We start from the raw sequence: 14,443 nt of genomic DNA on the forward strand, positions 1-14,443 counted from the left end.
CGTAACTGAGGATTTCATCAGTCACGATTCATCCATCACATCGGGGAGCGAAAGGAGCGGGTGGAGACCGCCCCACCCGCTCGACGTACCGACCGGTCTCGGCTACTCCCCCAGGTCCGGCAGGGGCCGGGTCGACAGTTCGCGGGCCTCGTCGGCGGGCACGCCGAGCATGCGCAGGATCATCTCGGCGGTCTGCTCCCCCGCCGCCTCGTCGAGGTCGGTGGTGGCCCCCAGCTGGACCATCCCGAGCAGGGCCCCGCCGACGGCGCTGAGCGCGACCTGCGCGTCGGCGACGCTGAACCGGCCGGACGCCCTGCCGACCTCCAGGTCCCGCAGGGCGCGCGGGGCGAAGCCCGTCCCGCCGTGCACGTGCTGCAGGCCCCGGAAGCGGAGGACGCCGGTCATCTCCGGATGGCTCGCCGCCAGCCGCAGGGCGAGCCGGACGCTGGTCGCGAAGGTCTCGGCGGGATCGTCGATCGACCCCGTAGCGGCGTCCAGCAGCTGCCCGTACTCCTCCAGCGCGTCGGCGACCGCCGCGTCGAAGAGGGCGTCCTTGGTCTCGAAGTGGTTGTAGAAGGAGCCGAAGCCCACATCCGCGCGTTCGGCGATGACCTGGATGCTCACCTCGGTGTTGCCCCGCTCGGCGAGGATGGCGCGGGCGGCCCCGATGAGGGCACTACGGGTCTGGGCCCGGCGGCGTTCGAAGCGGTTGGCGGGCTCAGGAGACGACGGCTGCATGCGTCGACTCTAGTCGCTACCACATTTGATGGAAGCATCAGGAGTCCACTCGGTGGGGGGACGGTGCGCGGCGAATGCCTGCCCCCCTGGCGAATCCCCACCCCTCCTTTGTAAGGTTCATTCTCAACAAGCACCTATTACTCAACAGGAGGACGCGCGGCAATGCCGGACACCAGGATCAACGAGCTCGTACGGATGTGGATCAACGGTTGGATCGTCTCCCGCGGCAGCTCGGACCCGATCGACGAGCCGTGGGGGTGGACGATCGACGTGGGGCAGGCCAAGCACGTGGCCCGGCACGTGCTGCCGGAGCCCTGCGAGGCCGATGTGCGCAAGATCGTCGCCGCGACGAGTGCGCCGGGGACCTGGCTGAAGGTGTTCGCCGAGGAGGAGGTGGTCCTGCCCTGGGTCGGACCGGGCTGGCGGAACGATGTCGCCGGATTCCTGATGACCTGTCCTCTCGCGGCGGCGCGCCCCGAGGTGCCGGCCGGCTACACGCTCACCCACTGGACCCGGGGCGGTGTCAGCCGTGTGCTGGTCCGCACGCCCGAGGGACACTTCGCCGCCCGTGGACAGATCGCCCATGCCGGTTCGTACGCCGTCGTCGACCAGGTCGAGACCGCCGTCGAGCACCGCCGCAAGGGCCTCGGCGGCCTGGTGATGCGCACGTTGCAGAGCATCGCGTACGAGACGGGCGCGCGGACCGGCCTCCTGGTCGGCACGCCCGAGGGTCAGGCGCTCTACGACTCGCTGGGCTGGATCACGCACGCTCCGATGACGAGCCTCTGGTACGAGCCCTCGGACTCGGCCGCCTGAGCCGACCCGGCGAGCTCGCGGGAACGAGGGGTCAGGCGATGCCCACGGTGTACGCCGCCCTGTGGCCGGCCGCGTCCGGTACGGGCGCCAGGGTCATCGCGGCGCCCGAGTCCCGGTAGCGGCCGTCGCGGGTGTTGGGGTGGTCCGGGGCCTTGCGGCGGGCGTAGGGCTGGAGCGCGTACACGCGCACCAGGAGTTCCTCGGGGAAGAAGAACTGCGAGGTCGTCTCGGTGTGCCGGTCGGGGCGGACCTTGAAGTGGATGTGCGGCGCCAACCCCCGGTACCAGCCCGGCACGATGGTGCGGAAGGTGCACCGCCCGGCGGCGTCCGTCAGCTGGGTGCCGCGCAGGAAGGTGTCCTTGCCGGTGGAGTAGGTGCCCGAGGGATCCGCGTGCCAGATGTCCACCGCGGCCCCGGGGACCGGACGGCAGCCGGCCGAGACCCGGAGCACCGTCAGGTCCAGACGGAACGGCACGCCGGCCCGTCCTTCCGCGATGTCGGACCGGACCCGGTCCAGGTCGAGGTAGTACGGTCCCTCGCCCGCCTTCGTGGTCAGCACGCACGCCGGGGCGGACGGTCCCGTCGGGGCCGGGGACGCGGGGTCCTGGGGCCGGCCCGCCGCGCCCCGGGTGGAGGCCTGTCCCGAGCAGCCCGCCGCCAGTGCGGCGGCTCCGGCCGATCCGGCGGCCAGCAGGAGTGTGCGGCGGCTGGTCCGGGAGCTGCCGTTCTCCGTCATACGGCCCCCTTCGCGCGCCGGTGCGGCCGTCATGGCCGGTGCCCACCGGCCGCGCCCACCGTGCCTGACGGCATGGGCCCGGGCCCGGGACCGACACGCTTCGGGGCCCCGCGATCCCCCTCCCGGCCCGCTTCCCACCGCACGCGCGGCGGGTCCGCGTCACGGGAGCAGATCGTCCACGAGTTCCGTCAGGGCCGCCGCCAGCGCGGCGAGGCCCGGGCCGGCGGAGCCGCCGGGCTCCGCCATGTAGGTGTCCCGGCGGATCTCCACCATCAGCGCGCCGACCCGGTCGTCCTTGCCGTAGTACTTCAGAGGCACGTACGTCCCGGCGAAGGGGCTGTCGAGCCCGGTGCCTCCGAAGCCCGCGAACGCCCTCTCGGCGGCGGCCAGGAGGGCGGCCGGGGTGTGGAAGGCGTCCGTACCCAGGCAGATCGGCGGCCGGTGGCCGGCGCCGTGGAGTTCGTACGGGAGGGGCTCCGTCGGGTACGAGTGCACGTCGATGATCACGGCTCGTCCGGCGGCCTCCAGCCGGTCCTCCACGGCCCGCGTCATCGCGTCCGCGTACGGGTGGAAGTAGCGGTCGAGCAACGGCCGGACGTCGAAGCCCTCGGGGCGCAGGCGCTCCCGGTGGGTGGAGTGCGTGTACACCGCCCCCATGCCCACGGCGGTCATCTCCTCGCGCTCGTCGGGGAACCGCTCGGGGTCGACGACCAGCCGGGACAGACCGTTCACGAACCGCCACGGCGTGACGGCGCAGGCGGCCGAGGCCGCCGCGGCGATCTCGGCGGTGTGCGCGTCGGTGATGTGGTCGAGTTCCCGGTCGAGCTCCGGATCCGACAGGTGGATCCCCTCGCGGGCGGACTCCGGTACGACGCGCGAGGAGTGCGGCACGTGCAGGATCACCGGCGACGCACCGGCGCCGGGGAGGATCTCGAAGGACTCGGATCGGTCGTTCACGTGCGCCTCCTCGGTCGATGGGTCGGCCGGCAGGCCGGTTGGCTGGTCGGTCGGTCGGTCGGTCGGGTCGATCGACCGCACGGGCCGGGGCCGTCAGCCGACCCGGATGCCGATCACGCACGTGTCGTCGTCCGTGTCGGAGCGGCTCTCGGCCAGGAGCCGGTCCAGTTGGCCGTCCAGGTCCCCGGCGGCGGTGGCCGCCGCGTGCACGAGGTGGCCGAGCGACTCCTGTACCGAGGAGTCCCGGCGCTCCACCAGCCCGTCCGTGTACATCAGGAGCGTGTCGTCCGGTTCGAGCTGCACCTCCCGCTCGACGTAGGTGACGTCGGGCAGGGCACCGAGGAGCAGCCCCTCGATGAGCGGGAAGGCCTCCGCCTCCCCGCCGCGGACGAGTACGGGGGGCAGGTGGCCCGCGCGGGCCCAGCGCATCACCCGCGTGCGCGGGTCGAAGAGGCCGCAGACGGCGGTGGCCGTCACGTGCTTGGCCAGGTTGTGGGTGACTGTGTTGAGCCAGGACAGCAACTGCGCGGGGCCCGCCCCGGTGACGGCGAGGCCGCGCAGGGCGTTGCGCAGGACGACCATGCCGGTGGCCGCCTCGATGCCGTGCCCCGCGACGTCGCCCACTGACAGCATGATCAGCCCGGAGGGCAGGACGACGGTGTCGTACCAGTCTCCGCCGACGAGCGCCTCGATCTCCGCGGGCCGGTAGCGGACCGCGACGCGCAGGCCCGGGGCCTCGATGGCCGGCGGGGTGGGGGGCATGATGGCGTGCTGGAGCTGGAGGGCCAGCCGAGTCCGCTCGGCGGACTCGGCCTCGGTGTGGGCGAGTTGGTCCCTGGTCGCGGCCAGGGCGACCTCGGTCCAGTGCTGGGCGGAGATGTCCTGGTAGGCACCGCGCACGGTGTGCAGCCGCTGGTCCGCGTCGAGGACCGGCTCGGCGACGACCCGGATGTGCCGGGTGATTCCGTCGGGTCTGCGCAGGCGGAAGTTGACGGAGGCGGAGCGGCGCAGGCGCAGGACCGCGCGCAGGAAGCGTCCGACGGCCGCGGAGTCGTCGGGGTGCGTGTAGCCGGGGAGTTCCCGCAGCGGGACCGGGGGCGCCGTGGGCGGGAGTCCGTGGAGGTCGTAGAGCTGGGCGTTCCAGGTGGTCTCGCCGGTAACGAGGTTCTCCTCGAAACCTCCGATCCGGCCCAGTCGCTGGGCGTGCTGGAGGAGGTTGGCCAGGCGGGCCGTCTCGTCCTGGATCCGCCAGATCAGCAGGACGGCCGAGCCGTGGCGGCTGACGCTGATGTTCGCGACCGAGGTGAGCGGGATCTGGTCGACGAGCGCGGTCAGGCTCATGCGTTCGGCGCGGAAGGGCTCGCCCGTCGCGTGGACGCGCTCGATGATGTCGAAGAGCCCGCTCTCGCCGGCGGCCAGGGGGTAGGCCTCCAGCAGCAGGGCGCCGTTGACGTCGCCGCGCGGGCGTCCCACCGGGTCGACGAAACGGCTGCCGGTGTGCCGGATCCGGAAGTCGGCGAGCCGGCCGTCGGAGTCGAGGACGGGGGTGAGGACCACGGCCGGGTCCTGGAGCCCCTCGGCGAGGTCGATGAGCTCGGCGACGTCGGGGAGGACCGCGTCGGCGGCCGCGGGGTCGTGCGGGGGCGCGGCGTCCATCGTGCGGGCACACAGCTCGGCGAGGGCCTCGACCTGGCGTTCGATCTGGGGTGCCTGCGGCTCCAGGGGCTGCGGCCAGCAGATCTCCAGGACGCCCTGGATCCGTCCGCCCGTTCCCGTGGGCACCGCGATGCGCCCGCCGTCGGGCCACTCGGCGCGGCCCACGGAGGGGAGCCCCTCCCAGTCCATGTCGGTGAGGGTGACCAGCCGGCGTTCCCCCAGGGCGAGGCGGGCGACGGTGGAGACGCCCGGGGGGACGTGCCGCCAGCGGGCCGCCTCCCTGGGCGGGAACCCTGCGTGGCCGGCGAGGGCCAGCGAACCGTCGGGCTCGGCGGCCCACACGGCCACCGCCACCGCTCCCAGGGGGCCCAGGGCGTTCGTCAGGAGGGACTCGGCGACCGCCTGGGTGTCGGCGGCGACGGCGAGCACCCCGCTCTCGGCGGTGCGCAGGCGCACCGCCACCGTGGACGGCCGATCGGCCGGGTCGCCGCCGCGCACCGCTGGGCCCGCGCTCGTACCCGTACCCGAGCCGGAGCCCGTGCCCGCGCCCGTGCGTTCGACGAACTCGGCGGCGATCTCGCTGACGTTGTCGCGGGAGGCCTGGTTGACGATGTCGGCGGCGAGTTCGAGGGGGGACATCCCGCTCTCACGGCACAGCACGTCGAGCTGGCGGGCCGCCGCGGCCGGGGTGCAGTGCAGCTGCCCGATCAGGATGCCCTTGGCCAGTTCGACCAGGGCCCGCCCGTCGGCGGCCGCTTGTGCCTCCAGCACCTCGCGGCGCAGCCGTTCCACGGTGGCGACGAGGCGGCCCAAGGGCGTCGGGGCCTGGTGCGGGACGGCAGCCGCGGAACGGTCGCCGGCCGGTGGTCCCGGCCGGCGCGCGTCGTCGTACCGGTGCGCGTCGTCTCCCCGGCGTGCGTCGTCGTGCCGCCGGGCGTCGTCGTGCCGGCGCGTGTCGCCGGTCATCGGGTGAGCCGGCGCCGGATGCGGGCGATGAGGTCGTCGGCGTCCACCGGCTTGGTCACGTAGTCGCTGGAACCCGCGGCGAGGCTCTTCTCCCGGTCCCCGGGCATGGCCTTGGCCGTGACCGCGATGATGGGCAGGTCCGCGTACTGCGGCATCCGCCGGATCTCGGCGGTCGCGGCGTAGCCGTCCAGTTCGGGCATCATCACGTCCATCAGGACGATGTCCACGTCGGCGTTGCGGACGAGCGCGTCGATGCCCTTGCGGCCGTCCTCGGCGTGGAGCACGCGCATGCCGTGCAGTTCCAGGACCCCGCTGAGCGCGAAGAGGTTGCGGGCGTCGTCGTCGACGACGAGGACGGTGCGTCCGGCCAGGTCGCTCCCGGGTACGTGATCGGCGTGACGGTGCCGCGCGTCGCCGTGCACCAGGGGCAGGACGTCCCCGGGCTGTTCGGCGGACAGGTGGAGCGCGATGCGTTCGCGCAGCTCGTCTAGGCTGGAGAGCAGTTCCAAGCGGCGTGACGCGGGCCGCCGGCGCAGGGCCTCCTCCTGGCCGGTCCGCACCCGCGGGTTGTTGTGGGCGAGGACGGGGAGGGAGGCGAGGGCCGGGTCCCCGTCGAGGGCGTCGAGGAAGCGGAGCGCTTCGCCGTTGGGCAGGTCCAGTTCCATGACGACGCAGTGGAAGGAGTGCGCCGCCAGGGCGGCGGCGGCCTCGCGCGAACTCGTGGCGTTGACCACGTGAATGCCGCCCCGCTCCCCCGCCGACAGGTGGTCGGGGGCGAAGTCCCGTTCGGCGCTCTCGGCGACGAGGGACAGCAGGCCGTTGGTCCGCTCCTCGATCACCAGCAGGCGCCGGGGCCGCCGCTGGTCCGGGAGTACGGGCTGGCCCGTACGGCCGCCCTGGCCCGCGGCCGTACGGTGCGAGGTCCCGGGCGGGAGCGCCAGGGGGGTCTCGGCGTAGGACGCGGACTCGTAGTCCGCACGGCTGACCGGCAGGTAGAGGGTGAAGGTGCTGCCCTGGCCGGGGGCGCTCTCCGCGGTGACGGCGCCGCCGAGGAGCTGGGCGATCTCGCGGCTGATGGAGAGCCCGAGGCCGGTGCCGCCGTACTTGCGGCTCGTGGTGCCGTCGGCCTGCTGGAAGGCCCCGAAGACCGACTCCAGTTGCTGTTCGGGGATGCCGATGCCCGTGTCGCGCACCCGGAAGGCCAGCATCGGACCGCGCCGGGTGAGGCCCGAGGGGATTTCGGGGGCCGCGGCCGGCTCGATGCGGAGCTCGACGCCTCCGCGCTCGGTGAACTTCACGGCGTTCGACAGGAGGTTCCGCAAGATCTGGCGCAGGCGCGAGTCGTCGGTGAGCAGGTCGTCGGGGGCGCCGGGCGCCGTGGTGACGGTGAAGTCGAGGCTCTTCTGCGTGGTCATCGGCCGGAAGGTGGCGTCGACGTACTCCAGGAGCTGGGGCAGGTGCACCCGCTCGGGGTTGATGTCCATCTTCCCGGCCTCGACCTTCGACAGGTCGAGGATGTCGTTGATCAGCTGGAGGAGGTCCGAGCCGGCCGAGTGGATGATGCCGGCGTACTCGACCTGCTTGGGGGTGAGGTTGCGCGCGGGGTTCTGGGCGAGCAACTGGGCCAGGATCAGGAGGCTGTTGAGCGGGGTGCGCAGCTCGTGGCTCATGTTGGCCAGGAACTCGGACTTGTAGGTGGAGGCCAGGGACAGCTGCTGCGCGCGGGTCTCCAGTTCCTGCCGGGCCTGCTCGATCTCCAGGTTCTTGGCCTCGATGTCGCTGTTCTGGCTGGCGAGGAGGGCGGCCTTCTCCTCCAGCTCCGCGTTGGAGCGCTGGAGTTCCTCCTGCTGGACCTGGAGTTCCTCCGAGCGGGCCTGGAGCTCTCCTGTGAGGCGCTGGGACTCGCCGAGGAGCTCGTCGGTGCGGGCGTTGGCCACGATCGTGTTGACGTTGGCGCCGATGGCCTCCATCAGCTGGGCCAGGAAGTCGCGGTGCACGGGGTTGAAGGCGGAGAAGGAGGCCAGCTCGATCACGCCGAGGATCTGGTCGTCCACCACGATCGGCAGGATGATCAGGCTGCCCGGGGTGGTGTGGCCCAGCCCGGAGGAAATGACGTAGCCGCCGGGGACCTGGTCGGTGGCGATGATCCGGCGGCTGCGGGCCGCCTGGCCGACGAGGGACTCCCCGAGGGCGAAGGTGGCGGCCTCCTGCGCGGCGGCGGAGCGCCCGTAGGAGCCGACGAGGGTGAGCACGGTGCCGCCGGGGCGGTCCTCGGCGAGGTAGAAGGCTCCGTACTGGGCGGCGACCAGGGGTGTCAGCTCATCCATGACGAGTTCGGCGACCGCGGCCAGGTCCCGGTGGCCCTGCATCAGGCCGGAGATGCGGGCCAGGTTCGATTTGAGCCAGTCCTGCTCCTGGTTGGCCCGGGTGCTCTCGCGGAGCGAGCCGACCATGGAGTTGATGTTGTCCTTGAGTTCGGCGACCTCGCCCGAGGCGTCGACCGTGATCGAGCGGGTCAGGTCACCCTCGGCGACCGCGCTGGCCACCTCGGCGATGGCCCGGACCTGGCGGGTCAGGTTGCCGGCCAGTTCGTTGACGTTCTCCGTCAGGCGCTTCCAGGTGCCGGAGACGCCCTCGACCTCGGCCTGGCCGCCGAGCCGGCCCTCGCTGCCCACCTCGCGGGCCACGCGGGTGACCTCGGCGGCGAAGGCGGACAGCTGGTCGACCATCGTGTTGATGGTGGTCTTCAGCTCCAGGATCTCGCCGCGGGCGTCCACGTCGATCTTCTTGGACAGGTCGCCGTTGGCGACGGCCGTCGTGACGAGGGCGATGTTGCGGACCTGGCCGGTGAGGTTGTTGGCCATGGAGTTGACGTTGTCCGTGAGGTCCTTCCAGGTGCCCGCCACGTTGGGCACCTGCGCCTGGCCGCCGAGCCGGCCCTCCGTGCCCACTTCGCGGGCCACCCGGGTCACCTCGTCGGCGAAGGCAGACAGGGTGTCGACCATCGTGTTGATGACCCCGGCCAGCGCGGCGACCTCGCCCTTGGCCTCCACCATGATCTTCTGCGAGAGGTCGCCGCGGGCCACGGCGGTGGCCACCTGGGCGATGGAACGCACCTGGCCGGTCAGGTTGTAGGCCATGACGTTGACGTTGTCGGTGAGGTCCTTCCAGGTGCCGGAGACGCCCCGGACCGTAGCCTGACCGCCCAGGTTGCCCTCGGTCCCGACCTCGCGGGCCACGCGGGTGACCTCGTCGGCGAACGCGGAGAGCTGGTCGACCATCGTGTTGATGGTCTCCTTCAGCTCCAGGATCTCCCCGCGCGCGTCCACCCGGATCTTCTGGGTCAGGTCGCCCTGGGCCACGGCGGTGGTGACCTCGGCGATGGAGCGCACCTGGGCGGTCAGGTTGTCGGCCATGACGTTGACCGACTCCGTCAGGTCCTTCCACGTGCCGGAGACGCCCTGGACGTCCGCCTGGCCGCCGAGCCTGCCCTCGGTTCCGACCTCGCGGGCCACGCGGGTGACCTCGCCGGCGAATCCGGAGAGCTGGTCGACCATCGTGTTGATGGTCTCCTTCAGCTCCAGGATCTCGCCGCGCGCGGTGACGGTGATCTTCTGTGAGAGGTCGCCCTTGGCCACCGCGGTCGCGACCTGGGCGATGGACCGCACCTGGGCGGTCAGGTTTCCGGCCATGAAGTTGACCGAATCCGTCAGGTCCAGCCAGGCTCCGCCGACTCCCGGCACGTCGGCCTGGCCGCCGAGGGTCCCCTCGGTGCCCACCTCGCGGGCCACCCTGGTCACCTCGGAGGTGAACAGGGACAGCTGGTTGACCATCCCGTTGAAGACGGTGGCGATCTCCCCGAGCAGCCCGTCCGCCGCATCGGGCAGCCGGGTACGGAAGTCCCCGTCGCGTACGGCGGTCAGCCCGGCGAGCAGCCTGCGCAGCTCCGCCTCGCTGATCCCGCCTTCACCCGGGAGCGGGGGCACCCCGCCCGCCGAACCCGTGCCAGCCCGCTCGGCCATCCGCCCCAACCTCACACTCGAAACCGACACTCCGGCGAACGGAACGAGGGACCCCCGGTCCCGGGGGCGCACCGATGCGCCCCGCTCCGCGGGGTTCCGTCTGCGCCGCACCACCGGTCGGGTGAAGGCTAGCGCCGCCGAAGGGACGATAAGGCACGGTCGATCACACCGGGGACAGCGCATCCCGCCTGCGGGAAGGGGAGGCGGGCGGGATCCCTTCCACGCAGCGCCCGAACGCGCCCTGGGGCACAGCGGTTTGGATGGATCCGGGGTGAGACGGCAGGTTCCGGGTAGGCGAAACGGTGACACTCGCGCACATCGGAGGAAACGGGGTGAAGCGGATGGCGGTCAAGGCCGTGGGCTGGGCCCGGTCGTTCCCCGTCTCGGAGGGCGTCCGGGCGGCGCGGGAGTGGACTGCGGGCCACCTGGCGTCGCTGCCGTGGAGCGGTTCGGTGGCCGACACCGAGTACTCCGTGCTGATCTGCGTCTCCGAACTCGTCACCAACGCGCACCTGCACGCGGCCGGCACCGCGCACCTCGTCCTGACCTGGGACGGCCGCTGCCTGCACGTGAGCGTCGCGGACGCCGATCCTCGGCTGCCCCCGCACCGTGAGCCCGACGCGGGCGCGGAATCCACCTCGGGGCGCGGGCTCGGGATCGTCACGACATTGGCCGATTCCCTGGACATCCACGCGTCCCACGGCGGGAAGGCGATCACCGCGTGCTTCCGGCCCGGCGGCGGACCGGACCCGCACGGGCAGGAGCCACACCCGCAGGAGCCGGGCGCGCGGCAACCGTCACCGCGGCGTCATCCCGTTTCCGGGGATCCGGAGACGGGATGACCGGCGGGGCGCCCGGGCGGCCGGCCGGGTTCACGCACTGACGGCGGCGTCCACGCTCGCGTGCAGGGACAGGACCGTATCGGCCCCGGTCACGGCGAACAGCCGGCGCAACTGCTCGCCGGGAGCCGCGATGCGCAGGGTCGTCAGGCGGTGCAGCCGCAGGAGCAGGTTCAGGAAGGAGGAGTCCCCGAAGGTGACGGAACCGGCGTCCAGAACCACCAGCGGATGCAGACCCGCGGCCTCGACAAGGGCCTCCTCCAAGGGAACCAGGGTGTCCTGGTCCAGCTCTCCCCGGGCCACCACCACCCAGCCGGCCCCGGCCGGATAGCCGTCCCCGACCACGCCCTGCCCGTATCCGTCCCCTGCTCCGGTCATGTCCGCCTCCCCGGATCGTCTGCCGTACGTCTTTCCCAGGGAGTATGCCTGCTCATCGCTCCGGCGCCGCCTCCCCCCGGGTGTCGGCGCCCTTCACCCCGGCCGCCGCGCGCCTCGGGGCGGAACTCCTGTGCCCTCGAGGTGTGTAGACCCGCGAAGACGGGGCAGAAGCGCTCCCGGCAGCCGTCAGTCAATCGGGAGGGAGCGGCCACCATGAACCGCTCGGCCACCGTTGTAGGCCCCATGCGCGCAACAGACGCGTCCGTACCGTCATGTGACGAGGAGTCCGCGGGAGCGCCCGCGCAGGACGCGGACCTGTTCCAGGTCGAGAACGCACGGGAGATGGCACCCGCGGACGCCCGGGAACTCTCACGGCTCTTCTTCGCCAGGCTGCGCACCCTGGAAGAGGGGACGCGCGAGTACCAGTACACGCGCAACACCCTCATCGAAATGAACCTGTCCCTCGTCCAGTTCGCCGCACGCCGCTTCCGCGCCCGCGTGGCCGGCGGCGGCCTCGACATGGACGACATCATCCAGGTCGGAACCATCGGCCTGATCAAAGCCATCGACCGCTACGACACCGAACGCGAAGTCGAATTCTCCACCCTCGCCCTGCCCTACATCACCGGCGAGATCAAACGCCACTTCCGCGACACCACCTGGGCCGTCCACGTACCGCGCCGCCTCCAGGAACTGCGCACCGAACTCGCCAAGACCCAGGACGCCCTCAGCGACGAACTCGGCAGGGCGCCCACCGTCAAGGAAGTCGCCCACCACCTCGAACTGACCGAGGACGAGGTCATCGAAGGACTCGTGGCCGCCAACGGCTACACCAGCAGCTCCCTCGACGCCACCACCACCGACGGCGACACCTCCCCCACCACCGGCCGCACCGCCCGCCCCATGGCCGAACGCCACGGCGCCCTGGACCCCGGCATGGAACTCTTCGAGGACTTCCACACCCTGGCCCCCCTCCTCGAACAACTCGACGAACGCGAACGACTCGTCCTGCAACTGCGCTTCGGACAGGAAAAGACCCAAGCCGAGATCGGCGCCGCACTCGGCGTCTCCCAGATGCAGGTCTCCCGCATACTCACCCGAACCCTCGCACGGCTGCGCACCGGCATGCTGGCCGTGTAGGAAAGTACCGTGAACTCCTCATCCGGCGCGGAAGCGCGTGCCGACGCGTCGGCGTCAGCGGGCCCGTCAGCGGCCTCGGAGGCGGCAGCGGGCGCGTCGGCGCCGCTGACCGCCCGGCCGTGGCAGGACCGTCCGGGCGCGCGCCTGAGCGGCAGCTGCGACCTCGACAGCAGGCAGTGCCTGTCCGCCGCCCTCGGTGTCGTGACCGCGATTCCCGGCCCCGTCGTCCACCTCGACCTGTCCGCCGTGATCTTCCTGGACGCGGCCGCGGTCGCCGCCCTCGTACGGGCGTCGGCCGCTCTCGGCGGTCAGGGGCGGCGTCTGCTGCTCCACGACCCGCCGTACTCTCTCCGCAAGGTCGTGGAGATGTTCCCGGACGAATGCGCCGCGCTGGAGGTCGCAGCATGATCACTGTTCCTGAGCCCGCCGGGCCCGGGGCCTTCGTCCATCCCGCCCTCTTCTACCAGGACTTCGACGGGTACGTGGCCGGCGTGGGCGACTTCGTACGCGCCGCCGTGTCGGCCGGTGAACCGGTCCTGGTCGCCGTACCGGGCCCGCGCCTGGACGCCCTGCGCGAGAGCCTCGGCGGGAGCGCCGACGGCGTCACGTGGACGGACATGACGGAGCTGGGCCGCAACCCCGGCCGCATCCTGGCCGCCCTGCAGGATTTCGCGGACCTGCACGTGAGCCGGCCGGCCCGGATCGTCGGAGAGCCGATCTGGCCCGGCCGCTCCCCCGCCGAGGTCCTGGAGGCCACCCGGCACGAGGCCCTGATCAACACGGCCTTCGCCGGCCGGCCCGCCACGGTCCTGTGCCCGTACGACGTACGGGGGCTGGCGCCCGAGGTGCTGTCCGACGCCCGGCGCACGCACCCCACCCTCATCGAGGGCGGCAGGGAGCTGCCGAGCCCGGCGTACACCGACGCCGCACGGGTCTCGGCGGACTGCGACCTGCCGCTGCCCGAGCCCGAGGGCGGGGCGGTCCGGTTCGTGTACTCCCACGGTGGACTGGCCGAGGTGCGCGAGCACGCCGAAGCCTGGGCCCGCGGGACCGCCCTGACCCCGGCGCGGCGCGGCGACCTGGTCCTGGCCATCAGCGAGGCCTCGGCCAACTCCCTGTCCCACGGGGGAGGCAAGGGCACGCTGCGCCTGTGGACCACCGGCGGGCCCGGTGCGGGCGTCGTCGCCGAGATCCACGACGCGGGCCGCCTGGCCGACCCCCTCGCGGGGCGCCGCCGGCCCTCTCTGGCCTCGGCCGACGGGGGCCGCGGACTGTGGATGATCCACCAGCTCTGCGATCTGGTCGAGGTCCGGGCCACAGCCGACGGCTTCACGCTGCGGCTCCACATGGCAACGCCCTGACAGGGGAGGTCACCTACACTCGGGGACGGGTCCGGGTGTTCCCGGACCGCTCGGGGGCATACGGACAGTCCCGGACACCGACCACGATCTCGGCGGGCGGTCTCCCGGGAACAGCGAGCAGAGCAGCGTCGGCACGGGGGTGCGAGAGCACGGTGGAGACCATCGGACCGGAAACGGGAGATCCAGTGAGCGCCGGCCTTCCCGGCGGAGGCCAGCGGCGTCGCCTCGCCCTGACGGGCGTCGGGGGCGCGGTGGCCAAGGGGCGCGACTTCACGCGCCGGGCGCTGCGGGACTGGGGCTGGGACGGGACGGAGACAGCCGAGGACGCCCTGCTCCTCGTGTCCGAGCTGCTGACCAACGCCTCCCTCCACGCGGACGGCTGCCGGGAACTCGTCCTGACCGCCGGGGAAACCCTGCGCATCGAAGTGCGCGACGGCACGACGGACCTGCCCCTCCTCCATCCGGCCCCGCGGCGCGGCATGCCGGGCGGCCACGGTCTGCACATCGTGGAGCGGCTGTCCGACCGCTGGGGCACGCACCCACAGGAGCACGGCAAGTCCGTCTGGGCCGAGATCGAGGCCGAGCGCCTGGTGTCCGGCAGGCCCGCGGCGCGCTGACCGGACGACCCCCGGGTCCGCTCTTCGGCTCTCCCGCCGCGGGAGCGCGTCGATCCGGCCGCCGGGGGCAGGAGCGCCACATGACCTCTCATCAGCTCACCTCCCTGTCCCTGGCCCCCGCGATCGGGCCCTCGTGGGTGCACCTGCTCGTCATCGCCTTCGCGCTGATCGTGCTCGTGCGCACCCTCTCCCGGCACCGCTAGGAGCGCCCGGACCG

At 72.5% G+C, this 14,443-nt stretch carries 13 protein-coding genes; 7 read left to right on the plus strand and 6 right to left on the minus strand.

Annotation, left to right across the window (positions count from 1 at the left end):
* Positions 1–102 precede the first annotated feature (102 nt).
* On the minus strand, positions 103–738 hold the full coding sequence (locus tag OG435_RS02325; protein ID WP_266875010.1) for a TetR/AcrR family transcriptional regulator: 636 nt from the start codon (positions 736–738) through the stop codon (positions 103–105).
* A 162-nt stretch (positions 739–900) separates the two neighbouring features.
* Here OG435_RS02325 and OG435_RS02330 point away from each other — a divergent pair, with 162 nt between their 5' ends.
* Entirely contained in the window at positions 901–1,554 is a 654-nt protein-coding gene (locus OG435_RS02330) for a GNAT family N-acetyltransferase (protein WP_266875011.1), read from the plus strand.
* 31 nt (positions 1,555–1,585) lie between these two features.
* Here the strand turns inward: OG435_RS02330 and OG435_RS02335 are convergent, their stop codons facing one another.
* The 4 genes from OG435_RS02335 to OG435_RS02350 all read right to left on the minus strand — a co-directional run bounded on the left by OG435_RS02335 (position 1,586) and on the right by OG435_RS02350 (position 9,891).
* Complete coding sequence (locus OG435_RS02335) at positions 1,586–2,290, minus strand: intradiol ring-cleavage dioxygenase (RefSeq protein ID WP_266875012.1); 705 nt, start codon at positions 2,288–2,290, stop codon at positions 1,586–1,588.
* A gap of 159 nt (positions 2,291–2,449) precedes the next feature.
* Positions 2,450–3,247 (minus strand): N-formylglutamate amidohydrolase, encoded by a 798-nt coding sequence (locus OG435_RS02340; RefSeq protein ID WP_266875013.1) that lies wholly within the window; start codon positions 3,245–3,247, stop codon positions 2,450–2,452.
* A 93-nt stretch (positions 3,248–3,340) separates the two neighbouring features.
* Positions 3,341–5,869: a SpoIIE family protein phosphatase gene (locus tag OG435_RS02345; protein ID WP_266875014.1), complete on the minus strand. Its 2,529-nt coding sequence runs from the start codon at positions 5,867–5,869 to the stop codon at positions 3,341–3,343.
* Positions 5,866–9,891, minus strand: a complete 4,026-nt coding sequence (locus OG435_RS02350) for a HAMP domain-containing protein (RefSeq protein WP_266875015.1) — start codon at positions 9,889–9,891, stop codon at positions 5,866–5,868. The genes OG435_RS02345 and OG435_RS02350 overlap by 4 nt, the downstream gene beginning before the upstream one ends.
* Before the next feature lie 341 nt (positions 9,892–10,232).
* Here OG435_RS02350 and OG435_RS02355 point away from each other — a divergent pair, with 341 nt between their 5' ends.
* The gene (locus tag OG435_RS02355; RefSeq protein ID WP_266881503.1) at positions 10,233–10,733 is read left to right on the plus strand and encodes an ATP-binding protein; all 501 of its coding nucleotides are present in this window, start codon (positions 10,233–10,235) and stop codon (positions 10,731–10,733) included.
* Between the two features lie 30 nt (positions 10,734–10,763).
* Here OG435_RS02355 and OG435_RS02360 read toward each other — a convergent pair whose 3' ends face one another.
* A complete protein-coding gene (locus OG435_RS02360; RefSeq protein ID WP_266875016.1) occupies positions 10,764–11,108 on the minus strand; it encodes an STAS domain-containing protein in 345 nt (114 codons plus the stop codon).
* Between the two features lie 243 nt (positions 11,109–11,351).
* Between OG435_RS02360 and OG435_RS02365 the strand changes: the two genes are divergently transcribed.
* The 5 genes from OG435_RS02365 to OG435_RS02385 all read left to right on the plus strand — a co-directional run bounded on the left by OG435_RS02365 (position 11,352) and on the right by OG435_RS02385 (position 14,429).
* Positions 11,352–12,248, plus strand: a complete 897-nt coding sequence (locus OG435_RS02365; protein ID WP_266875017.1) for a SigB/SigF/SigG family RNA polymerase sigma factor — start codon at positions 11,352–11,354, stop codon at positions 12,246–12,248.
* 9 nt (positions 12,249–12,257) lie between these two features.
* A complete protein-coding gene (locus OG435_RS02370) occupies positions 12,258–12,656 on the plus strand; it encodes an STAS domain-containing protein (RefSeq protein WP_266875018.1) in 399 nt (132 codons plus the stop codon).
* Complete coding sequence (locus OG435_RS02375) at positions 12,653–13,609, plus strand: sensor histidine kinase (protein WP_266875019.1); 957 nt, start codon at positions 12,653–12,655, stop codon at positions 13,607–13,609. Before OG435_RS02370 ends, OG435_RS02375 begins: the two co-directional genes overlap by 4 nt.
* A gap of 185 nt (positions 13,610–13,794) precedes the next feature.
* Positions 13,795–14,226 carry an ATP-binding protein gene (locus tag OG435_RS02380; RefSeq protein WP_266875020.1) on the plus strand — a complete coding sequence of 144 codons (432 nt, stop codon included), beginning with the start codon at positions 13,795–13,797 and terminating at the stop codon, positions 14,224–14,226.
* 80 nt (positions 14,227–14,306) lie between these two features.
* A complete protein-coding gene (locus OG435_RS02385) occupies positions 14,307–14,429 on the plus strand; it encodes a hypothetical protein (RefSeq protein ID WP_266875021.1) in 123 nt (40 codons plus the stop codon).
* Positions 14,430–14,443: the final 14 nt, after the last annotated feature.

Source organism: Streptomyces sp. NBC_01264 (genome assembly GCF_026340675.1).
Classification (GTDB): Bacteria; Actinomycetota; Actinomycetes; order Streptomycetales; family Streptomycetaceae; genus Streptomyces.